Origin of the sequence: Streptomyces sp. NBC_00878 (assembly GCF_026341515.1) — a bacterium.
In the GTDB taxonomy this organism is placed as follows: domain Bacteria; phylum Actinomycetota; class Actinomycetes; order Streptomycetales; family Streptomycetaceae; genus Streptomyces.
This window is the reverse complement of sequence record NZ_JAPEOK010000001.1, coordinates 8,983,306-9,004,980: the sequence shown is the minus strand read 5'-3', so window position 1 is coordinate 9,004,980 and position 21,675 is coordinate 8,983,306. Positions and strand designations below refer to the sequence as shown.

The following is a 21,675-nucleotide window of genomic DNA, read 5'->3' as shown; positions in this document are numbered from 1 at the left end:
GGGTTCAGCGCTTCAGGAAGTCCTCGCGGGCGAGGATGCCGGTGTCCGGGTTGTCGGTGAAGACCCCGTCGATGCCGGTCGCGAGGTACGTCCTGAAGGCGCCGAAGGGGTCGCCGTAGCCGTCCGCGTCGGTGCCCTTGCGGAAGTTCGCGGGCAGGAAGGGGTTCTCGTTGCGCATCGTGTACGGGTGCAGGATCAGGCCCTCGGCGTGCGCGTCCCGGACCAGGGTGGTCGGCGTGGTGAGGTTGCCGCTCGCGTCCTTGAGGATGATCAGGTCGAGGGTCGGGCCGATGCCCTGCGCGTAGGAGGCGATCTCCTTCAGGCCCGCGGGCTTGACCAGGTCGGCGACCGTACGCGGGTCGCCCGTCTCGACGAAGTCCCAGGGACGGGTGTTGGCAGCGGACAGGAGCACGACCAGGGGGTTGCCCACCAGCTTGTTCAGACGCTGGATGCTGGTCGGCTCGAAGGACTGGATGATGACGGGCGAGTTCTTCTTGTCCAGGCCGTGCCTGCGCAGCACCTTGGCGACCCGCTCCTCCAGACCGAGGCCCAGCTTGCGGAAGTAGGTGGGGTGCTTGAGCTCGGGGTAGATCCAGACCTGCTTGCCCCGCTTGCGGCTCTGCTCCTCGCGCCAGCGCAGCACCTCCTCGAAGGTGGGGATCTCCCAGCGGCCGTCGTAGAGCGTGTTGTGGGGGCGGTTGGCCGGGATGCGCTCCTTGGCGCGCAGCGTCTTCAGCTCCGCGAGCGTGAAGTCCTCGGTGAACCAGCCGGTGGTGGAGACCCCGTCGAGGAGCTTGGTGGTCTTGCGGCTCGCGAACTCGGGGTGCGCGGAGACGTCCGTCGTCCCGCCGATCTCCGGCTCGTGACGGCAGACGAGGTGGCCGTCCTTGGTCGGCACCAGGTCGCCGGCCTCGATCACGTGCGCGCCCATGTCGAGGGCCAACTGGTAAGAGCCGAGCGTGTGCTCGGGCCGGTAGCCGCTGGCTCCGCGGTGCCCGATGATCGTCGGCTTCGGCAGGCTCTTGTAGCCCGAGCCGCCGTGCCGCTCGTCGGCGCTCGCCGTACCCGGCAGTCCGAGGACCGCTCCGCCGGCGCCGAGCACCGCGGCCCCGAGCAGCGCACGCCGTCCCGGGCTGACCCCGTTCAGTCCCTCGTTCGGCCCCTGCGTCTCCTGCGTCCCCTGCGTCCCCATGCGCTCCTCCTCATACTGCCCTGCACCTGTCAAAGCGGGACGATCGTAGATGTGCACGGGTGACGGGTGGGAGACCTTGGACGGAACACGCGGGTGATGCTGGATGTCGTGTGCGGTGGGCGAGTTGGCGGAGCCGCTGGAGTTCACCGGCGTTCGCCGTCGTCCCAGGCCGAACGGGCTGGCAGGATGGGGTCGCCGCCGGGCCGGACGTGGGGCGCGGCCCCGCCTTTCGACAGGTGCGGGCTTCGTCACACCGCGGCGTTCGGGTGACAGCCGTGCGACAGGGCGCCACCGCAGGTAAACAAGGGTCGACACTGCGTATCCAGTCGGTGAACCCGATGTGCAAGACCCCGGGGCCCGCGAGTATCGTCCTCACCTGCACAGACTCATACCGAATCCCGACACCGGAGGGCACGTTGTCCCGCTTCGCGCTCATCAAGGCAGTGCTCGCACCGACCATGCGCCTGATGTTCCGCCCACGGGTGGAGGGCTTGGAGCACATCCCGGGCGACGGACCCGTCATCCTGGCCGGCAACCACCTCACGTTCATGGACTCGATGTTCCTTCCGCTGGTCTGCAACCACCGGCGGGTCTTCTTCATCGGCAAGGACGAGTACGTCACCGGCAAAGGGTTCAAGGGCCGCCTCATGGCCTGGTTCTTCGTCGGCGTCGGCATGATCCCGGTGGACCGGGACGGCGCGAGCGGCGGGGTCGCGGCACTGATGACCGGCCGCCGGGTGCTGGAGGAGGGCAAGGTGTTCGGCATCTACCCCGAGGGCACCCGCTCCCCCGACGGCCGGCTCTACCGCGGCCGTACGGGGATCGCGCGGCTGACGCTGATGACCGGTGCGCCGGTGGTGCCGTTCGCGATGATCGGCACGGACAAGGTGCAGCCGGGTGGGGCCGGGTTTCCCCGGCCCGGGAGGGTCACTGTGCGCTTCGGTGAGGCGATGGAGTTCTCTCGGTACGAGGGGATGGATCGTGACCGGTATGTGCTTCGGGCCGTGACCGATTCGGTGATGGCTGAGGTGATGCGGTTGTCCGGGCAGGAGTATGTGGACATGTACGCCACGAAGGCGAAGGCGGCGTAGGCGTTCCACTGGGTTGGGCAGGGATGCGGGTCCGTTGGTGGGTGCGGGTTCGTTGTGGCTTGTCGCGCAGTTCCCCGCGCCCCTGAATAGCGTAGGCCTGCCCCCCTGAAGCTGGCGGGGTGTCAGTGGGGTTGCTCGTTCGGGGGGCCGCCGTTCGGTTGGTTGGTACCTGGGGACGGGAACCACAGGACGAACGTCGAGCCTTCGCCCACTCTGGAGAACAGGCGGATCTGGCCGCCGTGCGACTCCACGATCTGACGGACTATCGCGAGGCCCCGGCCCGCGTGGCGGTCGTGGCGGCCGCCGTTGCCCTTCGCGCGCCAGAAGCGGTCGAAGACCCGGGGCTGGTCGTCGTCGAGGATGCCGGGGCCCTCGTCCTGGACCGACGCCCAGAGCCAGCCGTCCGCCCGGCCCGCGGCGACCGTGATGCCGGTGCCGGGCGGGGCCAGTCGTACGGCGTTGGAGAGCAGGTTGCCGACCGCTCTGCGCAGCGCGTCGTGGTCACCGATGACCGTCATCCCGTGGTGAGGAGGCCGGCCGCGACGAACCACTGCCAGATCTCGCGTTCCTCGGTGCGATGCCCGACGGAACTGCCGATGTCCTCGTACACCTCCTGGAGTTCTTCCCCCGTCGCGGCCTCGTGGAAGTCGCCGCCGGTGCGGGAGGCGAGGTCCCGCAGGGCGGGCCAGTCGACCGGGACGCTCACCGTGTCGCCGGACGGCAGGTCAATGGTCCCGCTTTCCGTGCCGTACGCGATGGTCGAGACCGGGATTTTGTCGTCGGTCGCCTCCTGGGCCGCCGACTCGACGGACCGGCCCGTGGTGTTGGAGCCGTCGGACAGCAGCACCATGTGCGCGGGCGGCGGGCTGGTCTCGGCCTCCCGGTCGAGCGTGCGGACGGCGTCGCGGGCGGCCACGACAGCCTCGCCGATCGCCGTGCCCTCGCCGGTGGTGAGCCGTTCGATGGCCGTGCGCAGCGCGCCGCGGTCGGTGGTCGGCGGGACCGCGACCGTGGCGGAGCCGCTGAACGGTACGAGTCCCGCGTTGAAGCGCTCGGGCAGCCGGTCGACGAAGGCGAGCGCGGCACGCTGGGCGGCCTCGAAGCGGGTCGGCTCGACATCGGTGGCCTCCATGGACGCCGAGACGTCGAACGCCACCACGATCGTGGCTCGCTCACGCGGCACCCGCACCTCCGTGGTCGGCCGGGCGAAGCCCACGACCAGCAGCGCGAGCGTGCCGCAGAACACGGCCGCGGGGACGTGGCGGCGCCAGCCGGGCCGCCGGGGCGCCACCTTGTCCAGCAGGTCCAGGTTGGTGAACCGGACCGCGTACCGGCCGCGCCTGCGCTGCACCAGCAGATACGCGCCGATGAGCAGGGCGAGCGGCACCAGGAGCAGCAGCCAGCCGGGCGAACGCAGACTCATGGTGCCTCCCGCGGGATGCCGGGGCCAGGGTCGTCGGGGGTGTTCACGCGGCACCGCCTCCCGACCGGCGCCGCTGCTCCGCGACATGGCGTACGACGTCCCGAACCCAGTCGCGGTCCGTACGGAGCCGGAGGTGGGCCGCGCCGGCCCGGCGGATGGATGCCTTGATCAACGCCCGTTGTTCCAGGGCCGCTTCGGCGTACCGTTCGCGCAATCGGCGTGAGTGGGTGGGTATTTCGCGTCTCCTGCCGGTCTCCGGATCGACGACGGTGAGCAACCCCACGGCGGGCAGCTCCAGTTCACGAGGGTCGACGGTCTCGACCGCCAGGATCTGGTGGCGGTGGGCGACCGTACGGAGAGGCTGCTCCCAGCCGGTCTCCAGGAAGTCGGAGACGACGGCGACCAGGCCGTTCCCGGGGAGTGTGCGTAGTGAGCGCAGGGCGTCGGCCAGGGTGTACGGGGCCTCTTCGGCCGTGCCCGCCGCCACGCGGGGCCGGTCCAGGGCGGCCCGCAGGATCGTCAGGAGGTGGCGGCGCCCGGTGCGGGGCGGGATCCGCTGGATACCGCCCGGTCCCGTGAGCTGCGCGCCGAGCCGGTTCCCGGCCCGTTCGGTGAGGAAGGCGACGGCCGCTGCCGCGCCGACGGCCAGGTCGCGCTTTTCCATCCGTGCCGATGGGGTTCTGGGTGGCGAGGACGAGGAACGGCTGGGGGACGGGGATGGTGGTGCCGCCGATGGAGACCTGGTGCTCGCCCATCACTTCGAGGAGTGCGGACTGCACCTTGACGGGGGCGCGGTTGATCTCGTCGGCGAGGACGAAGTTGGCGACGACCGGGCCGGGTTCGACGCTGAACGTCTCCTGGGACGGGCGGTAGATCCGGGTGCCGGTGATGTCGGACGGGACGAGGTCGGGGGTGAACTGCAGCCGGGCGAACCGTCCGCCGGCCACCTGCGCGAGGGTCTTCGCGGCGAGGGTCTTGGCGACGCCCGGGACGCCCTGGAGAAGGCAGTGGCCACGGGCCAGGACCGCGGTGAACATCCGCTCCACCATGCGGTCCTGGCCGACGATCACCTGCTTGACCTCGAAGAGCGCCTCTTCGAGGAGTTTCCCGTCCGTGGTGTCACCGCGTGGGTCGGCGGTGGTCACAGCGCTGCCGCGGGATTGCTCGGATCCGCGGACGGGGTGGTGCCGCGGGTGCCGTCCTTGTCGGGGCAGTCCTCGCGGGTCCGGGTGTGGGTGCGGGTTCCGCTGTCGTCCGCCGCGCCCTCCTTCGCCGCGCCCTCCTCGACGACGAAGCGGACCGTTTCGCGCGGGGCCTCGTCGCCGTCGGCGGCGAGGGCGACGCCGCCGACCGTTAGGGCCGCGGTGGCCAGGGCGGCGACGAGGGTCTTTCGATTACGGATACGTATGCGGATACGACGGGTCATGGTCAGTGGCTCCTTCAGCCGTGTGGGACGACGTCCGGTACGGGGCCAAGACCATCAGTTGAGGGCGAAAACGAGCTTAAAGGGGACGCTGCCTGCGGGTTTGGGGGGGGCACGGGTTGGTTGTTGACTGCGGGTGCGTTGTGGCTTGCCGCGCAGTTCCCCGCGCCCCTGGAGGGCGCCCCTTGCAGGGCGCCCTTATATTCCGTCCCCCAGTTTCTGGCCCCGCAGCAGTACCCACGCCGCCACCGACGCCGCCAGCAGTACCGCCGCGCCCAGGCCCGCCGCCAAGGCGATGCCGTCGACGAAGGCCGTGCGGGCGGCGTCGAGGAGCGGCTCGGCGTCGGGCAGGCCCGCGGATGCCTCCACGGCGCCGCCGAGGGACTCGTGGGCCGCGGACGCCACCTCGGGCGGTGTGCCCGGCGGGGCCGTGAACCCGGCGTAGACGCCGGTGACGATCGAACCGAGCAGGGCGATGCCGAGGGCCGCGCCGAGTTCGTACGCCGTCTCGGAGACCGCGGACGCGGCGCCCGCCTGTTCCTTGGGCACGCTGGAGAGGATCACGTCGGCGGTCACGGTGAAGGAGAAGCCCGCACCCACGCCGACAACCAGCAGCGCCCCGCCGAGGAGCGGATACCCGGTCGACTCGCTGAGCAGGGTCAGCACGCCCAGCGCGAGCCCGATCGCGGCCAGCCCGCCGGCGGCGACGGCACGCACCGAGTACCGGCGCGCGAGCGTGCCCGCGGCCAGGCCGGCCGCCACCGCGCCCAGCGCGGCGGGCAGTTCGGCGAGACCCGCCTCCAACGGCCCCCTGCCCTGCACCAGTTGCAGGAACTGAGAGAGGAAGAAGACCAGCCCGGACAGACCGAGGATGGTCAGCAGATCGGCGAGGACCGCCCCGGAGAAGCCGCGGTGGCGGAACAGTCGCATGTCCAACAGCGGGACGGGCAGCGCGAGTTGGCGGCGTACGAACCCGAAGAGCGCGACCGCGCCGAGCAGTGCCGCGGCGCCCGCCGTCGCGGTCGGGCCGTGCGAGGCGGCCTCCTTGATCCCGTACACGATGCCGATCATGCCGACGAGCGACAGTACGACGCTCATCAGGTCCCAGGGGCCGGGCTCGGGGTTGCGGGACTCGGGCAGCAGCTTGACGCCGACGAGTACGAGGACCGCCATGACGGGGAGGTTGATCAGGAAGACGGAGCCCCACCAGAAGTGTTCGAGCAGGAATCCGCCGACGACCGGACCGACCGCCGTACCGGCCGAGGCGGTGGCGCCCCAGATGCCGATGGCGAGGCTGCGCTCGCGCGGGTCGTGGAAGAGGTTGCGGATGAGCGCGAGGGTGGCGGGCATCAGGGTCGCACCCGCGACGCCGAGCAGCGCCCGCGCCACGATCATCAACTCGGGAGTGCTCGCATAGGCGTTGAGCACGGATATGAGACCGAACGCGACCGAGCCGATGAGCAGCAGCTTCTTGCGCCCGACGCGGTCGCCGAGGCTGCCCATCGAGACGAGCAGGCCCGCGATCACGAACGAGTAGACGTCGCCGATCCACAACAGCTGTGTACCGGACGGCTTCAGGTCCTCGCTGATGTAGGGGGTCGCGAGCCCGAGGACCGTCGCGTCGACGGCCACCAGCAGCACGGCGAGGACGAGGACGGCGAGCGCGAGCCAGCGGCCCGGACGCTGCTCCGCCTCGGCCTCCGCCGTGAACGTCGGCCGCACCGTGCTGGTCATGATCCCTCTCTCCGTAGTGCGCCGCCGAGCAACAGCTCGACGATCATGTAGGGGAAGTCCTTGGCCGCCACCCGGCCCTCGGTCACGGCCCACGCGCCCGAGGCGACGAGCCCGAAGAGCGCTTCGGTGAGCCAGGCCGGGGTGAAGTCGATTCGGAACTCGCCGCTCTTCTGGCCGCGTCGGAACACCGCGCCGATCCGCGCGTCGAGCCGGGCCCAGCCCTCGTGCCGCTCCTCGCCCTCGAACAGCTGGTTCTCGGAGTAGAGGAAGGAGAGCAGCCCGGCGGCGCCCTCGATCTCCCTCACCAGGCGGCGCACGGCTTCCTGGGCGGTGCCGTCGTCGAGCCGCGCCGCGTCCACCGCCGCCTCGCACTCCTGGATGCCGAGATCCCGAACTGGCGGTGCAGCGTGGCCCGGCTGATCCCGGCCGCCTTGGCGACCTCGTCCATGGTGGCGGTGGATTTCCGGGAGAGCAGGGCGGCTGCGCTGCGCAGCACGTGGTCACGGTCGACAGCCATGAGACAACCATAAACCACATGAGACATGAACGTCTCACCCGAAACGTGCGATGCTCACCACCAGTGGGTCCGCCGTGGGTCTACCTGCGCCGGCTCAGTGCCAGGGCAGCTGCCCGCGTCGCTCCCAGTACGCCACCGGCTCCTCGGCCAGCGCGTCGAGCCGGGCCAGCTGCTCGTCGTCGAGGTCGACCACGGCGGCGTGCAGGTTCGAGGCGAGCTGAACGGCCGTGGCCGCGCCGGAGAGGACGACACCGGCCCAGGGCTGTCGCAGGACGAGCGCGAGGGCGATCGCGTCGGAGCCGAGACCGGCCGCCTCGGCCGTGGCACGCACGGCGTCCGGCGCGTGCGGATCGGCGAGCCGGCCGTTGGCCATGCCCTCCTTGACGATCACGGTGAGCCCGGCGTCGTGCGCCTCGGCGAGCGCGGGCGCGGCGGAGGTCTCCAGGACGTTGTAGGTGGCCTGGACGGTACGGAAGAGGGGCTCGCCGTCGACCGTCACGGTGAGCGCGGTGCGGATCGCGTCGGCCTGGGCGGGGCCACTGGTGGAGAAACCGACGGTCAGACCCTGCGCCGCCGCCTCGGCCAGCTTGGCGTGCAGTTCCTTGTCGGTGAGGGCCGGGCTGTCCGGGGTCACCGAGTGGATCTGGTAGAGGTCGAGCCGGTCACCGAGCAGTTCCGCGCTCTCCGCACGCTGCCTCTCGTACGTGGCGAGGCTGTGGTCCTTGATCTCGTGCGCCTCGGCGTCGGTGCGCCAGTCGGCCGTATAGGTGTATCCCCACTTGCTGCCGACGACGACGTCGCCGATGTCGGACCGCGTGTTCAGCCAGCCGGCGAGGAACTCCTCCGACCTGCCGTACGAGCGGGCGGCGTCGAAGTAGCGCACGCCCTGGGCGTAGGCGGCGTCGAGGAGTTCGTGGGTGCGGGTGCGGAGCGTCTCTACGCTGCGGTCTTCGCCGAGATCGTGGTCTCGGCCCAGGTTGATATAGCCGGGGCGGCCCACTGCGGCGAGGCCGAGGCCGATGTGGCAGGTGGGGGTCGTCGCTGTTGCCAGTCGGGCGAAGGGCATCGCGGGCTCCGTTGGGTCGGCTCCAGTACGGCTTCGACCAACGTAACCCGCGATGACCTTCGGTGAGGGCAGGGCGCCCAAGAGCTCGGAGTGTTCGGCTCTTCGGCGAGTGCAGCGCCAATGGGGCTGGTCGCGCCCCGCGGCGGAGCCGCAAATGTCACAGCCCCGCGCCCCTAAATGAGGGCGCGTTCCCCTACCGCTTGTCCTTCGCTGTGGCCCACTCGTGCTGAGCCGCCACGTTCTGCTTCACCTCTGTCAGCTGGATCGCGACCGCGCTCGGGGCCGTGCCTCCACGGCCGTTGCGGGAGGCCAGGGCGCCCGGGACGTTCAGGACGGACCGGACCTCGGGCGTGAGGTGGGCGGAGATCTTCGCGAACTGCTCGTCGGTGAGGCCGTCGAGTTCGATGCCGTCGGCCTCCGCGGCCTTCACGCACTCCCCCGCGACCTCGTGCGCGACACGGAACGGCACGCCCTGCTTGACCAGCCACTCGGCGATGTCGGTGGCGAGCGAGAACCCGGCCGGGGCCAGCTCCTCCATGCGCTCGCGGTGGACGGTGAGGGTCGCCATCATGCCGGTGAAGGCGGGCAGCAGGACCTCCAGCTGGTCGCAGGAGTCGAAGACCGGCTCCTTGTCCTCCTGGAGGTCGCGGTTGTACGCGAGGGGCAGGGCCTTGAGCGTCGCCATCAGACCGGTGAGGTTGCCGATCAGACGGCCGCTCTTGCCGCGCGCCAGCTCCGCGATGTCCGGGTTCTTCTTCTGCGGCATGATCGACGAGCCGGTGGAGAAGGCGTCGTGGAGGGTGACGAAGGAGAACTCCTTCGTGTTCCAGATGATGACCTCCTCGGCGATCCGGGAGAGGTTCACCCCGATCATCGCGGTGATGAAGGCGAACTCGGCGACGAAGTCGCGCGAGGCCGTGCCGTCGATGGAGTTGCCGACACTGCCGTGCTCGAAGCCGAGGTCCTTGGCGACCGACTCCGGGTCGAGGCCGAGGGAGGAACCGGCCAGGGCGCCCGAGCCGTACGGCGACACGGCCGTCCGCTCGTCCCACTGCCGCAGGCGCTCGGCGTCCCGGGACAGGGACTGGGCGTGGGCCAGTACGTGGTGGGCGAACAGTACGGGCTGGGCGTGCTGCAGATGCGTACGGCCAGGCATCGCGACGTCCGGGTGCGCCTCGGCGAGCCCGATCAGCGCGTCCTGGAGGTCGGCGACCAGGCCGCCGATGATCCGGGCGTGGTCGCGCAGGTACATCCGGAAGAGCGTGGCGACCTGGTCGTTGCGCGAGCGGCCCGCGCGCAGCTTGCCGCCGAGGTCCGGGCCGAGCTGCTCCAGGAGACCGCGCTCCAGGGCGGTGTGGACGTCCTCGTCGGCGATGGTGCCGACGAACGAGCCGTCCGCGACGGCGGCCTCCAGCCGGTCGAGCCCCGCGAGCATGCGCTCCAGCTCGTCGTCGCTGAGCAGGCTCGCCTTGTGCAGCACGCGCGCGTGGGCACGCGATCCGGCGATGTCGTACGGCGCCAGCCGCCAGTCGAAGTGGACGGACGCGGACAGCTTGGCCAGAGCCTCGGCGGGCCCGTCGGCGAACCGCCCACCCCAGAGCCGTACATCACCGCTGTTGCTGCTCACTTGCTGTGCTCCTCAAGACTGTTGATGTACGACCGCCGCCCCACTCTTCCAGCGGGGCGGCGTCAGGCTGCTGCGGGCCGAGCCCCTCCAGGGGCGGGGGAACTGCGCGACCAGCCCACCACAACCCGCACGTGGCTACGGACCGGACTCCGCAAAACGCTACGCGAGATCCCTCTTCGCCGCGATCTTCGAAGACAACGCGAAGATGTCGATGAACCCCTGCGCCTTCGACTGGTCGAACGTATCGCCCGAGTCATAGGTCGCGAGGTTGAAGTCGTACAGCGACTCCTCGGACTTCCGGCCGGTGACGACGGCACGGCCGCCATGCAGGGTCATCCGGATGTCGCCGGAGACATGCTGGTTGGCCTCGTTGATGAAGCCGTCCAGGGCGCGCTTGAGCGGGGAGAACCACAGGCCGTCGTAGACCAGCTCGCCCCAGCGCTGCTCGACCTGCCGCTTGTAGCGGGCGAGTTCACGCTCGACGGTGACGTTCTCCAGCTCCTGGTGGGCCGTGATCAGTGCGATCGCGCCGGGAGCCTCGTACACCTCGCGGGACTTGATGCCCACGAGCCGGTCCTCGACCATGTCGATCCGGCCGATGCCCTGGGCGCCCGCGCGGGCGTTGAGCTCCTGGATGGCCTGGAGGACGGTGACGGGCCTGCCGTCGACGGCGACCGGGACGCCCGCCTTGAAGGTGACGACCACCTCGTCGGGCTCACGCGGGAGCGCCGGGTTCTGCGTGTACTCGTAGACGTCCTCGATCGGCGCGTTCCAGATGTCCTCCAGGAAGCCCGTCTCGACGGCGCGTCCGAAAACGTTCTGGTCGATGGAGTACGGGGACTTCTTGGTGGTGGCGATCGGCAGGCCCTTCTCCTCGCAGAAGGCGATCGCCTTGTCCCTGGTCATCGCGTAGTCACGGACCGGGGCGATGCACTTGAGGTCCGGGCCGAGGGCCTGGATGCCTGCCTCGAACCGCACCTGGTCGTTGCCCTTGCCGGTGCAGCCGTGGGCGACGATGCCCGCGCCGTGCTTGTGGGCGGCGGCGACGAGGTGCTTGACGATCGTCGGCCGGGAGAGGGCGGAGACCAGCGGGTAGCGGTCCATGTAGAGGGCGTTGGCCTTGATCGCCGGGAGGCAGTACTCCTCGGCGAACTCGTCCTTGGCGTCCGCGACCTCGGCCTCGACGGCGCCGCACGCGAGGGCGCGCTTGCGGATGACGTCCAGGTCCTCGCCGCCCTGGCCGACGTCGACCGCGACCGCGATGACCTCGGCGCCGGTCTCCTCGGCGATCCAGCCGATGGCGACGGAGGTGTCCAGACCGCCCGAGTAGGCGAGTACGACGCGCTCGGTCACGGGTTTCTCCTCACACTGCATTCGCTGACATGCATGAGTATGCAGAACTCTGCATGATTCGTCAATCCGGGGAGTGCCGGGAAGTCTTTACCGGGAAGTTTTTTCGGAGTCGCTTGAACGCAAGAAACCGCTTTCCCGTACTCCACCCCGAACGCCGGCGCCGCGTTTGTCAACCCACCTCTGACCCAAGTGAGGCACTCGCATGTCCAGGGCTCTTCCGAAGTACAACAAGCGCCGCGTGGCGATCATCGGCGGCGTGGCCGCGGTGGCGTTGTCAGGAGCCGTGATCGCCGGATCGGCCTTGGCCGGAGAGACGTCCAAGAGCGGCAACAGCCAGGCCGCCAATACCAAGGCGTCCCCCGGCACGGTGAGCTGCCCGGCCGTCGCCCCGAGCCTGCCCGCGATCCCCGCCTCCGCGAAGGCCGAGGTCGACCGCAACCTCGCCCTCCTCGACACGCAGATCGCCGAGGCCAACAAGCGCCTCGTCGACACCGTCGGCCAGGGCGGCGCGAACTTCGCCCAGAACGCCATCGTCGGCCCCCTCAAGGACAAGCGCGTCGCGACCATCAACCGCATCGCCACCGCCATCGGCCGCACCGCCGCCAAGCCCCAAGGACTCGACGCCCTCGCCCCCTGCACGCTCAACGCGGGCGGGGCGGCCGGAAGCGGTGCCGCGGCGTCACCGAGCGCGTCCCCCACTCAGCAGGCGGGCGGCAACACCGGAAACACGGGCAATACCGGGAACACCGGCAACACCGGCAACACGAACGCGGCCGGCACGGTGAGCTGCCCGGCCGTCGCCCCGAGCCTGCCCGCGATCCCCGCCTCCGCGAAGGCCGAGGTCGACCGCAACCTCGCCCTCCTCGACACGCAGATCGCCGAGGCCAACAAGCGCCTCGTCGACACCGTCGGCCAGGGCGGCGCGAACTTCGCCCAGAACGCCATCGTCGGCCCCCTCAAGGACAAGCGCGTCGCGACCATCAACCGCATCGCCACCGCCATCGGCCGCACCGCCGCCAAGCCCCAAGGACTCGACGCGCTCGCCCCCTGCACGCTCAACAAGTAGCCCTCGACAAGTAACCGACGTCCCCCCACGGGCGCCCCGCACGCCGACCGGGGCGACTCCGGGGCCCGCGGACCGCAAGGCCCGCGGGCCCCGGGGATCACCGGGAAACCACATTCCCCCACCATGGGCGCAATTCCTTAGACAGACGAAGGAATTGCGCCCATAATCGTTAGACATGGGAAAGACTTACGAGCGCATTGACGGCCGCCTGCGTACGTTCATCGAGGCGCAGCCCATCTTCTTCACCGCGACCGCGCCCCTGTCGGGCGACGGCACGGTCAACCTCTCACCCAAGGGCCTGACCGGTTCGTTCGCGGTCCTCGACGAACTCACCGTCGCCTACCTGGACTTCGCCGGCAGCAACGCCGAGACGATCGCCCACCTGCGCGAGAACGGCCGGATCACCCTGATGTGGTGCGCCTTCCAGGGCCCGCCCAACATCGTCCGCGTACACGGCCGGGGAGAGCCGGTCTTCCGCGGCGACCCGCGGTTCGAGGAACTCCTCACGCGTTTCCCCGACATCGACCCGACGCCGCACGGCCTGCGCGCGATCATCGTCGTGACGGCCGAACTCGTCCGGGACACCTGTGGTTACGCGGTACCCACCATGTCGTACGAGCAGGACCGCGATCTGCACGCCAAGCGCTTCGCGCGTGAGGACGACGCCTCCCTGGACGCGTACTTCACGAAGAAGGAGCACGTGGCGACCAGTCTGGACGGCCTGCCCGGGCTGCCGTTGCCCCTGCCTCCCCGTACCTCCTGAGATCCGCACCACCTCGGGTTACCGCGAGTCGCACCAGTTCACGGCTTGCTCGGCGGGCCGTTGAACACTCCGCCGTCCCGCGACGTACCACTGGACCAAGGGGCCACTCCCTTTCCCGTCCCCCACGGAGGAACCGTGAGCACGATCGCCGGCGGTCGCGCAGCGCGGCGCCAGACGATGCGCCGTATCCGACCTCGCCGCTCCCCCGCCATCCCGTTGCTGATCGCCGTGTGGGCGGGCGCGGCGGGTGTGATCTGGCTGTGGTGGAGCAACACCCCGTCCATCGCGGACGACAAGGGCCGGATCCTGAACGCGGGCCGGATCACCGGTCTGCTCGCCGGGTATCTGATGGCTCTCGTGGTCCTGCAGATGGCCCGGGTGCCCGCGCTGGAACGCCGGGTCGGCTCCGACCGCGTCGCCCGCTGGCACGCCATGAGCGGCCGGTACATGCTGTGCCTCACCCTCGCCCACATCGGGCTCACGATGTACGGGTATGCCCTGCAGGCGAACACGGGGGTCGTCGAGCAGACCATCGACTCGGTCAACACCCTGCCCGACATGGGCAAGGCGGCCATCGGTACGGGTGTGCTGCTGTTCATCGGCCTGATCTCCGTCGGCGGACTGCGCAAGCGGATCCCGTACGACACCTGGTACCACATCCACCTGCTCACGTACGTGACCGTGTATCTGTCGTTCTGGCACCAGCTGTCCACCGGCAACGACTTCGCGGTCGAGCCCGCCGCCACGACGGCCTGGTACGCGCTGTACGGGACCGTGACCGCGCTGGTGCTCTGGTACCGGGTGATCACGCCGGTCCGGCTGAACCTGCGGCACCGGATGCGGGTCGAGGAGGTCGTCGAGGAGGCGCCCGGCATCGTCTCCGTGCTGATCAGCGGAAAGCGGCTGCACCGCATCGGTGCCGAGCCGGGGCAGTTCTTCCGCTGGCGGTTCCTGGCACCTGGCATGCGGCTCAGCTCGCACCCGTACTCGCTGTCGGCCGCGCCCCGGCCCGGTCTGCTCAGGATCACGGTCAAGGCGCTCGGCGACCACAGCACCGCGCTGAAGGGGCTGAAGCGGGGCACGCGGGTGTGGGCCGAGGGCCCGTACGGAGCGATGACCGCGTCCCGGCGCAGCCGCGGAAAGGTGCTGCTGATGGCCGGCGGAGTGGGGATCACCCCGATGCGGGCGCTGTTCGAGACGCTGCCGGCCGAGCGTGGCGACCTCACCCTGCTGTACCGGGCCAACAGCACGCAGGACCTGGCGCTGTGGGACGAGTTGTCGGCGATCGCCGACGAGCGCGGCGCCCGCCTGATGTACGCGGTGAACAGCCCCGACGGGGAACGCCCGGACATCAACCCGGAGACGCTGCGCCGGAAGCTGCCCGACATCGACGAGCACGACGTGTTCCTGTGCGGGCCTCCCGGCTTCGCCGAGGGCGCGTACACCGCACTGCGCGGCGCGGGCGTGCCGGCCCGCCGCATCCATCACGAGTCCTTCGAGCTGTGACGAACGGGAGTCCGCACCGATGAAGAAGAGCCACCCCCTGCGACGTATCGTGCTGGCCGGTGCCGCCACGGTGTCCGGGATCGTGCTGCTGCTGACGCTGAAGCCCTCCTCGGACCCGGCGTCCGCGTCGGCCGAGGGCACACCGCAAGGGCAGCAGTCGGTCGCACCCCAGGGAACCGGAGGCGCACAGGCCGCGGGCAGTGGAGGGGACGAGACCCTCACCGGTGACGTCGTCAAGACCGAGTACGGCAACGTCCAGGTCCGTATCACGATGAGCGGCGGCAAGATCACCTCGGCCGCCGCCATCGAGGCGCCCAGCGGCGGTCGCAGCACCGAGGTCAGCACCAACTCGGTGCCCAAGCTCAACCAGGCGGCGATCCGGACGGGCAGCGCCGACATCGACGCGGTCTCGGGTGCCACCTACACCAGCGGCGGCTACAAGAAGTCCCTCCAGTCGGCCCTCGACAAGGCCGGCTCGTCCTCGGCGACCGGCGGCACCTCTGGCGGGACCTCTGGCGGCGGCTCGGCCGACGCGAGCGGTTCAACGGGCGGGTCCACGGGTGGGTCCACCGGTGGGGGTGCCGCTCAGGCGAAGACCGTCACGGGCACGGCCGTCCAGACCGACTACGGCCCCGTGCAGGTCCGGATCACCGTCAACGGCGGGAAGATCACCAAGGCCGAGGCGGTGCAGCAGCCCAGCGGCGGACGCAGCAGCCAGATCAGCGGTGACGCGGTGCCGAAGCTCAACCAGGCCGCGGTCGCGGCGGGCAGTGCCGACATCGACGCGGTCTCCGGCGCCACCTACACCAGCGGCGGCTACAAGAAGTCCCTCCAGTCGGCCCTGGACCAGGCCGGTGGCTGATCCCACCGAGCCGGCCGAACTGGCCGAATCCGCCGAATCCGCCGAGGCGCCCGTGGCGGTACGGCACGCGGAGGAGGTGATGGGCACGGTCTTCTCCTTCGACGTACGGGGTGGTGAACCCGAGGCCGTACAGGCCGCGCTGGCGGAGGCCGTGGCCCAACTCCACGCGGTGGACGAGGTGTTCAGCACCTACCGCGAGAACAGCCAGATCTCCCGGCTCGCGCGCGGCGAACTGACCGTCGCCCAGTGCGACCCGGAGGTCGCCGAGGTACTCGAACTGTGCGCCGAGGCCGAGCGGTTGAGCGACGGCTGGTTCAGCACGAAGTACGCGGGTGTCGTCGACCCGACCGGCATGGTGAAGGGCTGGAGCGTCGAGCGCGTGGCCCGGCATCTCGTCGCGGCCGGCGCGACCGGCGTGAGCGTGAACGGCGGCGGAGACGTGCAGATGTACGGCGTGCCGGGGCCGCACCGGCCCTGGCGGGTCGGCGTCTCCGACCCGCTGCGGCCCGGCGGTCTGGCCGCGGTGGTCACCGCGGCCGGCGTCGACGAACTGGCCGTGGCCACCTCGGGCTCCGCCGAGCGCGGCACGCACATCGTGGACCCGCGCACCGGCCGCTCCGCGGTCACCGACCTGGTGGCCGTGACCGTCGTCGGCCCCCGCATCACCTGGGCGGACGCCTGGGCGACGGCGGCCTTCGCGATGGGCTCCCGCCAGGCCCTGACCTGGCTGGAATCCCTCCCGGACGTCGAGGCCCTACTGATCACGGCGGGCGACGAGGTCAGATGCACGGGGGGCTTGGCGAACCGCCTGGGCTGAGGCGGAGTCATCCCTTCAGGCGCGCGGGCGGCCTGGGCGGAGGCGGGTTTTCAAAGGCGCGGATGACCTGGCACTTCGCCTGAGCCGAGGCCGGGCTTTTAGGGGCGTGGGGCTGTGACATTTTGCGGCTCCTCCCCCACTCTCGGCTTCGCTCGAGCGGGGGACCCCCACCGTGGGCGCGACCAGCCCCCACGCACCCGCACCCGAATCACCACCCTCAATGGTGATTCTGAGCCAACCGCAGCAAGTGATCGGCCAACGCCTGCCCACCCGTGGGATTCCGACTGATCAACAGCAACGTGTCATCCCCGGCGATCGTCCCGAGAATGTCCTGCAACTCCGCCTGATCAATCGCCGAGGCAAGAAACTGCGCAGCCCCCGGAGGGGTCCGCAGAACCACGAGGTTCGCCGAAGCCTCCGCGGAGATCAACAGCTCCGAGGACAGCCTCCGCATCCGCTCCTCCTTCGCCGACTCCCCCAGCGGCGCGCGGGGGGTCCGGAAACCCCCCTCACTCGGCACCGCATAGATCAGGTCACCGTCGTTGTTGCGGATCTTCACCGCGTTCAGCTCGTCCAGGTCCCGGGAGAGCGTCGCCTGAGTGACATTCAGCCCGTCGTCGGCGAGCAGCTTCGCCAACTGGCTCTGGGAACGCACCGGCTGCCGGTTGAGGATGTCCACGATCCGCCGGTGGCGTGCCGTGCGGGTCTGCGGCACCGCGGGCCCCGCGTGCTCGTGGTCCTGCGCCTGACTCATCGTCGTCGTCCCATTCCTCAGGATGCTCCGTCCCCGTCGGCGTCTCGGGCCTGGTCGAGGACACCGGGCAGGGCCCGCAGGAACACGTCCACCTCGTCGTCGCTCACGTTCAGCGGCGGCATCAGCCGTACGACATCGGGGGCGGGCGCGTTCACCAGGAGACCGGCGTCCTGAGCCGCCTGCTGCACCTGGGGCGCGAGTGGCTCGGTGAGCACGATACCCAGGAGGAGGCCCGCTCCCCGGACATAATCGATCAACGGGTGGCCGAAGGACTCGATTCCCTCCCGCAGCTTCTCGCTGGTCCGCTTCACGTTCTCCAGCAGCCCCTCCGCCTCGATCGTGTCGAGGACGGCGAGTCCGGCGGCGCAGGCGACCGGGTTGCCGCCGAAGGTCGTGCCGTGGTGTCCGGGCTTCAGCAGCTGCGCCGCCCGCCCGAAGGCGACGGTCGCACCGAGCGGAAGCCCGCCGCCGAGCCCCTTCGCGAGCGTGACGATGTCCGGCAGGACACCCTCGTGGGCCTGGTACTCGAACCAGTGCCCCGTACGGCCGACACCCGTCTGTACCTCGTCGAGGACGAGGAACGTGCCGGTGGCGGCGGTGATGGCGCGGGCCGCCTTGAGGTAGCCGGGCGGCGGTACGATCACGCCGTTCTCGCCCTGGACCGGCTCGATGACGACCAGCGCGGTGTCCTCGGTGACGGCGGCGGCCAGCGCCTGCGGATCCCCGTACGGCACATGCGTGACGTCGCCCGGCAGCGGCAGGAACGGCTCCTGCTTGCCCGGCTGGCCGGTGAGCGCGAGCGCGCCCATGGTCCGGCCGTGGAAACCGCCCTGGGTGGCGACCATGTGCCCGCGGCCCGTGAGCCGCCCGATCTTGAAGGCGCCCTCGTTGGCCTCGGCACCCGAGTTGCAGAAGTAGACCCGGCCGTCCCGTCCGAAGAGCTGGAGCAGCCGTTCGGCGAGCGCGACGGGCGGCTCGGCGACGAAGAGGTTGGAGACATGGCCGAGGGAGGCGATCTGCCGGCTCACGGCCTCGACGATCGCCGGGTGGGCGTGGCCGAGCGCGTTCACCGCGATCCCGCCGACGAGGTCCAGGTACTCCTTGCCGTCGGCGTCCCACAACTTGGTGCCCGCACCGCGGACGAGGGGCAGCCGCGGCGTGCCGTAGTTGTCCATCAGCGCGCCCTGCCATCGCTGGGTGAGCTGTTCGTTGGCGGTCATACGGCTTCCCCCTCATGCCTGTTCGGCTCTTGCCCGTCCGGCCCTTGCCCGTCCGGCTCTTCCGTGTTCGTCTCTTCCGCGTCCGTCTCTTCCGCGTCCGTCTCTTCCGCGTCCGGCACGACCATCGTGCCGATGCCCTCGTCGGTGAAGATCTCCAGCAGGATCGAGTGCTGGACCCGGCCGTCGATCACGCGGGCGGTGTTCACGCCGTTGCGCACGGCGTGCAGGCAGCCCTCCATCTTCGGCACCATGCCGGTGGCCAGGTCGGGCAGCAGCTTCTCCAGCTGTCGCGCGGTGAGCCGGCTGATGACCTCGTCGGAGTTCGGCCAGTCCTCGTAGAGTCCCTCGACGTCCGTGAGGACCATCAGTGTTTCGGCACCCAGCGCCGCAGCGAGTGCCGCAGCCGCCGTATCAGCATTGACGTTGTAGACATGTCCGTCGTCCTGGCTACGGGCGATCGACGAGACGACCGGGATCCGGCCGTCGGCGAGCAGTGCCTCGATCGCGCCCGTGTCGATCGCGGTGATCTCGCCCACCCGCCCGATGTCGACCAACTCCCCGTTGATCTCGGGCTGGTGCTTGGTGGCGGTCATGGTGTGCGCGTCCTCGCCGGTGAGTCCGACGGCGAGCGGTCCGTGCTGGTTGAGGAGTCCGACGAGCTCACGTTGGACCTGTCCGGCGAGCACCATGCGTACGACGTCCATGGCGTCCTCGGTCGTGACCCTGAGGCCCGCCTTGAACTCGCTGACGATGCCGTGCCTGTCGAGGGCGGCGCTGATCTGCGGGCCGCCGCCGTGCACGACGACGGGCTTGAGTCCGGCCTGGCGCAGGAACACGACGTCCTGCGCGAACGCGGCCTTCAGGTCCTCGTCGATCATGGCGTTGCCGCCGAACTTGATGACGACCGTCTTGCCGTTGTGCCGTGTCAGCCAGGGCAGCGCCTCGATGAGGATCTGGGCCTTGGGGAGTGCGGTGTGCCTGCGGGTACTGCTCATGATGAGTACGCGCTGTTCTCGTGGACGTAGTCGGCAGTGAGGTCGTTGGTCCAGATGGTGGCGGTCTCGGCGCCCGCGGCGAGGTCGGCGACGATGTGGACCTCGCGGTAGCGCATGTCGACCTTGTCGCGGTCCTCGCCGACGCCGCCGTTCTTGCAGACCCAGACGCCGTTGATGGCGACGTTCAACTGGTCGGGCTCGAAGGCGGCTCGGGTCGTGCCGATGGCGGAGAGCACGCGGCCCCAGTTGGGATCCTCGCCGTGGATCGCGCACTTGAGGAGGTTGTTGCGGGCGATGGAGCGGCCCACCTCGACGGCGTCGTCCTCGCTCGCGGCGTTGACCACCTCGACCTTGATGTCCTTGCTCGCGCCCTCGGCGTCCCGGATGAGCTGCTGGCCGAGATCGTCACAGACCTTGCGTACGGCCTCGGCGAACTCCGCGTAGTCCGGGGCGACTTGGGAGGCTCCGGAGGCGAGCAGCAGCACGGTGTCGTTGGTCGACATGCAGCCGTCGGAGTCGACCCGGTCGAAGGTCGTACGGGTGGCGGCGCGCAGGGCCTTGTCCAGCGCATCGCTCTCGACGTCGGCGTCCGTGGTGAGGACGACCAGCATCGTGGCGAGGCCGGGGGCGAGCATGCCCGCACCCTTGGCCATGCCACCGACGGTCCAGCCGTCCCCCTCGGCGACCGAGGTCTTGTGGACGGAGTCGGTGGTCTTGATGGCGATGGCGGCCTTCTCGCCGCCGTGCTCGGAGAGTTGGGCGGCGGCCTGCTCAACTCCCGGCAGGAGCTTGTCCATCGGGAGCAGCAGGCCGATGAGCCCGGTCGACGCGACGGCGACCTCGCCGGCGTTCTGCCCGAGGACCTCGGCGACCTTCTCGGCGGTCGCGTGCGTGTCCTGGAAGCCCTTGGGTCCCGTACAGGCGTTGGCGCCACCGGAGTTGAGGATCACGGCGGAGACCTGACCGCCCTTCAGGACCTGCTCGGACCACAGGACGGGCGCGGCCTTCACGCGGTTGGAGGTGAAGACGCCCGCGGCGGCGAGGCGGGGCCCGTTGTTGACCACGAGGGCGAGGTCCGGGTTGCCGTTCTCCTTGATTCCGGCGGCGATGCCGGAAGCGGTGAACCCCTTGGCGGCGGTGACACTCACTGTGACTCCTTGTTCGCTTCTCCGCCCGTGCAGCGCAGAGGTGCGGCTTTCGTCGTTGTCTGCGGCCCGGCGGCTGCACGTGCGTCGCTCACGGTGCGACTCCGATCGTGGAAAGGCCGGTGGCCTCGTCGAGCCCGAGGGCGATGTTCATGCTCTGGACGGCACCGCCCGCGGTGCCCTTGGTGAGGTTGTCGATGGCGCTGATCGCGATGATCCGGTGCGCTGCCGCGTCGAACGCGACCTGCACCTGAACGGCGTTGGAACCGTAGACGGACGCGGTCGCGGGCCACTGCCCCTCGGGCAGCAGGTGCGTGAACGGCTCGTCGGCGTAGGCCTTCTCGTACGCGGCCCGTACGGACTCGGCGGTGACGCCCGCGCGGGCCTTCGCCGTACAGGTGGCGAGGATCCCGCGGGGCATCGGGGCGAGGGTCGGAGTGAAGGAGACGGTGACGGGCTCGCCCGCGGCGGCGCCGAGGTTCTGGATCATCTCGGGGGTGTGCCGGTGGACGCCGCCGACGCCGTACGGGGACATGGAGCCCATGACCTCGCTGCCCAGCAGATGCGCCTTGGGCGACTTGCCCGCTCCGGAGGTCCCGGAGGCGGCGACGATCACGGCCTCGGGCTCGGCGAGAGAGGCGGCGTACGCAGGGAAGAGCGCGAGCGAGACGGCCGTCGGATAGCAACCGGGCACCGCGATGCGCTTGGACCCCTCCAGCGCAGCGCGGGCGCCCGGCAGTTCGGGGAGGCCGTACGGCCAGGTCCCGGCGTGCGCCGAACCGTAGAACCGCTCCCAGTCGGCCGCGTCCTTCAGCCGGAAGTCGGCCCCCATGTCGACGACCAGTACGTCAGGCCCGAGTTGCTCGGCGACGGCGGCGGACTGTCCGTGCGGCAACGCCAGAAAGACGACATCGTGCCCCGCGAGGACCTCGGATGTGGTCTCCTGAAGTACGTGGTCGGCCAGCGGCAGCAGATGCGGTTGCAGCGCACCAAGCCGCTGCCCCGCGTTGGAGTTTCCGGTCAGAGCGCCGATCTCGATCTCGGGGTGCGCCAGGAGCAGACGCAGCAGCTCCCCGCCCGCGTACCCACTCGCTCCGGCCACTGCCGCACGTACCGCCATG

General features: G+C 70.3%; 20 protein-coding genes and 2 pseudogenes. 6 read left to right on the top strand and 16 right to left on the bottom strand.

Translation table 11 applies throughout. The features are described from left to right. Positions 1-4 precede the first annotated feature (4 nt). Complete coding sequence (locus tag OHA11_RS39075; protein WP_266504570.1) at positions 5-1,192, bottom strand: glycerophosphodiester phosphodiesterase; 1,188 nt, start codon at positions 1,190-1,192, stop codon at positions 5-7. A gap of 416 nt (positions 1,193-1,608) precedes the next feature. Here OHA11_RS39075 and OHA11_RS39070 point away from each other — a divergent pair, with 416 nt between their 5' ends. Beyond that, the gene (locus tag OHA11_RS39070) at positions 1,609-2,283 is read left to right on the top strand and encodes a 1-acyl-sn-glycerol-3-phosphate acyltransferase (protein WP_266504567.1); all 675 of its coding nucleotides are present in this window, start codon (positions 1,609-1,611) and stop codon (positions 2,281-2,283) included. Positions 2,284-2,405: 122 nt separating this feature from the next. Here OHA11_RS39070 and OHA11_RS39065 read toward each other — a convergent pair whose 3' ends face one another. The 10 genes and pseudogenes from OHA11_RS39065 to OHA11_RS39020 all read right to left on the bottom strand — a co-directional run bounded on the left by OHA11_RS39065 (position 2,406) and on the right by OHA11_RS39020 (position 11,426). Further along, on the bottom strand, positions 2,406-2,801 hold the full coding sequence (locus OHA11_RS39065) for a cell wall metabolism sensor histidine kinase WalK (RefSeq protein WP_266504565.1): 396 nt from the start codon (positions 2,799-2,801) through the stop codon (positions 2,406-2,408). Beyond that, on the bottom strand, positions 2,798-3,706 hold the full coding sequence (locus tag OHA11_RS39060; protein ID WP_266504563.1) for a VWA domain-containing protein: 909 nt from the start codon (positions 3,704-3,706) through the stop codon (positions 2,798-2,800). The genes OHA11_RS39065 and OHA11_RS39060 overlap by 4 nt, the downstream gene beginning before the upstream one ends. Positions 3,707-3,749: 43 nt before the next feature. Then, the gene (locus tag OHA11_RS39055; RefSeq protein ID WP_266507899.1) at positions 3,750-4,370 is read right to left on the bottom strand and encodes a hypothetical protein; all 621 of its coding nucleotides are present in this window, start codon (positions 4,368-4,370) and stop codon (positions 3,750-3,752) included. A gap of 31 nt (positions 4,371-4,401) precedes the next feature. Further along, positions 4,402-4,851 (bottom strand): annotated as a pseudogene (locus OHA11_RS39050) (AAA family ATPase); the annotation flags it as partial. Next, complete coding sequence (locus tag OHA11_RS39045) at positions 4,848-5,132, bottom strand: hypothetical protein (protein WP_266504562.1); 285 nt, start codon at positions 5,130-5,132, stop codon at positions 4,848-4,850. The pseudogene OHA11_RS39050 and the gene OHA11_RS39045, both read right to left, overlap by 4 nt. A 195-nt stretch (positions 5,133-5,327) precedes the next feature. Next, positions 5,328-6,863 carry an MFS transporter gene (locus OHA11_RS39040; protein WP_266504561.1) on the bottom strand — a complete coding sequence of 512 codons (1,536 nt, stop codon included), beginning with the start codon at positions 6,861-6,863 and terminating at the stop codon, positions 5,328-5,330. Next, a pseudogene (locus tag OHA11_RS39035) lies at positions 6,860-7,380 on the bottom strand (TetR/AcrR family transcriptional regulator). Before OHA11_RS39035 ends, OHA11_RS39040 begins: the two are co-directional and overlap by 4 nt. Positions 7,381-7,474: 94 nt before the next feature. Continuing rightward, positions 7,475-8,446 (bottom strand): aldo/keto reductase, encoded by a 972-nt coding sequence (locus tag OHA11_RS39030; protein WP_266504558.1) that lies wholly within the window; start codon positions 8,444-8,446, stop codon positions 7,475-7,477. A gap of 193 nt (positions 8,447-8,639) precedes the next feature. Further along, positions 8,640-10,073 (bottom strand): argininosuccinate lyase, encoded by a 1,434-nt coding sequence (argH, locus tag OHA11_RS39025; protein ID WP_266504555.1) that lies wholly within the window; start codon positions 10,071-10,073, stop codon positions 8,640-8,642. Positions 10,074-10,232: 159 nt separating this feature from the next. Further along, on the bottom strand, positions 10,233-11,426 hold the full coding sequence (locus OHA11_RS39020) for an argininosuccinate synthase (protein ID WP_266504552.1): 1,194 nt from the start codon (positions 11,424-11,426) through the stop codon (positions 10,233-10,235). A 202-nt stretch (positions 11,427-11,628) separates the two neighbouring features. Between OHA11_RS39020 and OHA11_RS39015 the strand changes: the two genes are divergently transcribed. From OHA11_RS39015 to OHA11_RS38995, 5 genes are all read left to right on the top strand, one after another. Then, positions 11,629-12,492, top strand: a complete 864-nt coding sequence (locus OHA11_RS39015; RefSeq protein WP_266504549.1) for a hypothetical protein — start codon at positions 11,629-11,631, stop codon at positions 12,490-12,492. Between the two features lie 175 nt (positions 12,493-12,667). After that, positions 12,668-13,255 (top strand): pyridoxamine 5'-phosphate oxidase family protein, encoded by a 588-nt coding sequence (locus OHA11_RS39010; protein ID WP_266504547.1) that lies wholly within the window; start codon positions 12,668-12,670, stop codon positions 13,253-13,255. A 177-nt stretch (positions 13,256-13,432) separates the two neighbouring features. Beyond that, positions 13,433-14,761, top strand: coding sequence for a ferredoxin reductase family protein (locus OHA11_RS39005; RefSeq protein WP_266507761.1), 1,329 nt, complete (start codon positions 13,433-13,435; stop codon positions 14,759-14,761). 19 nt (positions 14,762-14,780) lie between these two features. Next, positions 14,781-15,623 carry an FMN-binding protein gene (locus OHA11_RS39000; protein ID WP_266504545.1) on the top strand — a complete coding sequence of 281 codons (843 nt, stop codon included), beginning with the start codon at positions 14,781-14,783 and terminating at the stop codon, positions 15,621-15,623. A 79-nt stretch (positions 15,624-15,702) separates the two neighbouring features. Beyond that, positions 15,703-16,440, top strand: a complete 738-nt coding sequence (locus OHA11_RS38995; protein WP_266507760.1) for an FAD:protein FMN transferase — start codon at positions 15,703-15,705, stop codon at positions 16,438-16,440. A gap of 217 nt (positions 16,441-16,657) precedes the next feature. On the opposite strand, the gene OHA11_RS38990 is transcribed toward OHA11_RS38995, so the two are convergent. The 5 genes from OHA11_RS38990 to argC form a co-directional block, all read right to left on the bottom strand. Continuing rightward, on the bottom strand, positions 16,658-17,194 hold the full coding sequence (locus OHA11_RS38990) for an arginine repressor (RefSeq protein WP_200399437.1): 537 nt from the start codon (positions 17,192-17,194) through the stop codon (positions 16,658-16,660). Positions 17,195-17,211: 17 nt separating this feature from the next. Next, entirely contained in the window at positions 17,212-18,414 is a 1,203-nt protein-coding gene (locus tag OHA11_RS38985; protein ID WP_266504541.1) for an acetylornithine transaminase, read from the bottom strand. Then, on the bottom strand, positions 18,411-19,409 hold the full coding sequence (argB, locus tag OHA11_RS38980; RefSeq protein WP_266504539.1) for an acetylglutamate kinase: 999 nt from the start codon (positions 19,407-19,409) through the stop codon (positions 18,411-18,413). Before argB ends, OHA11_RS38985 begins: the two co-directional genes overlap by 4 nt. After that, positions 19,406-20,557: a bifunctional glutamate N-acetyltransferase/amino-acid acetyltransferase ArgJ gene (gene argJ / locus OHA11_RS38975; protein ID WP_266504537.1), complete on the bottom strand. Its 1,152-nt coding sequence runs from the start codon at positions 20,555-20,557 to the stop codon at positions 19,406-19,408. Before argJ ends, argB begins: the two co-directional genes overlap by 4 nt. Before the next feature lie 88 nt (positions 20,558-20,645). After that, the gene (gene argC / locus OHA11_RS38970) at positions 20,646-21,674 is read right to left on the bottom strand and encodes an N-acetyl-gamma-glutamyl-phosphate reductase (RefSeq protein WP_266504534.1); all 1,029 of its coding nucleotides are present in this window, start codon (positions 21,672-21,674) and stop codon (positions 20,646-20,648) included. Between the last annotated feature and the right edge of the window lies 1 nt (position 21,675).

Bases quoted from the DNA above. Each gene is read 5' to 3' on its own strand.
- OHA11_RS38990 (WP_200399437.1), bottom strand. From the start codon at position 17,194: ATGAGTCAGGCGCAGGACCACGAGCACGCGGGGCCCGCGGTGCCGCAG.
- OHA11_RS39010 (WP_266504547.1), top strand. From the start codon at position 12,668: ATGGGAAAGACTTACGAGCGCATTGACGGCCGCCTGCGTACGTTCATC.
- OHA11_RS39055 (WP_266507899.1), bottom strand. From the start codon at position 4,370: ATGGAAAAGCGCGACCTGGCCGTCGGCGCGGCAGCGGCCGTCGCCTTC.
- OHA11_RS39030 (WP_266504558.1), bottom strand. From the start codon at position 8,446: ATGCCCTTCGCCCGACTGGCAACAGCGACGACCCCCACCTGCCACATC.
- OHA11_RS39065 (WP_266504565.1), bottom strand. From the start codon at position 2,801: ATGACGGTCATCGGTGACCACGACGCGCTGCGCAGAGCGGTCGGCAAC.
- argC (WP_266504534.1), bottom strand. From the start codon at position 21,674: ATGGCGGTACGTGCGGCAGTGGCCGGAGCGAGTGGGTACGCGGGCGGG.
- OHA11_RS38995 (WP_266507760.1), top strand. From the start codon at position 15,703: ATGGGCACGGTCTTCTCCTTCGACGTACGGGGTGGTGAACCCGAGGCC.
- argB (WP_266504539.1), bottom strand. From the start codon at position 19,409: ATGAGCAGTACCCGCAGGCACACCGCACTCCCCAAGGCCCAGATCCTC.
- OHA11_RS39000 (WP_266504545.1), top strand. From the start codon at position 14,781: ATGAAGAAGAGCCACCCCCTGCGACGTATCGTGCTGGCCGGTGCCGCC.
- OHA11_RS39015 (WP_266504549.1), top strand. From the start codon at position 11,629: ATGTCCAGGGCTCTTCCGAAGTACAACAAGCGCCGCGTGGCGATCATC.
- OHA11_RS38985 (WP_266504541.1), bottom strand. From the start codon at position 18,414: ATGACCGCCAACGAACAGCTCACCCAGCGATGGCAGGGCGCGCTGATG.
- OHA11_RS39005 (WP_266507761.1), top strand. From the start codon at position 13,433: ATGCGCCGTATCCGACCTCGCCGCTCCCCCGCCATCCCGTTGCTGATC.
- OHA11_RS39040 (WP_266504561.1), bottom strand. From the start codon at position 6,863: ATGACCAGCACGGTGCGGCCGACGTTCACGGCGGAGGCCGAGGCGGAG.
- OHA11_RS39075 (WP_266504570.1), bottom strand. From the start codon at position 1,192: ATGGGGACGCAGGGGACGCAGGAGACGCAGGGGCCGAACGAGGGACTG.
- OHA11_RS39045 (WP_266504562.1), bottom strand. From the start codon at position 5,132: ATGACCCGTCGTATCCGCATACGTATCCGTAATCGAAAGACCCTCGTC.
- OHA11_RS39060 (WP_266504563.1), bottom strand. From the start codon at position 3,706: ATGAGTCTGCGTTCGCCCGGCTGGCTGCTGCTCCTGGTGCCGCTCGCC.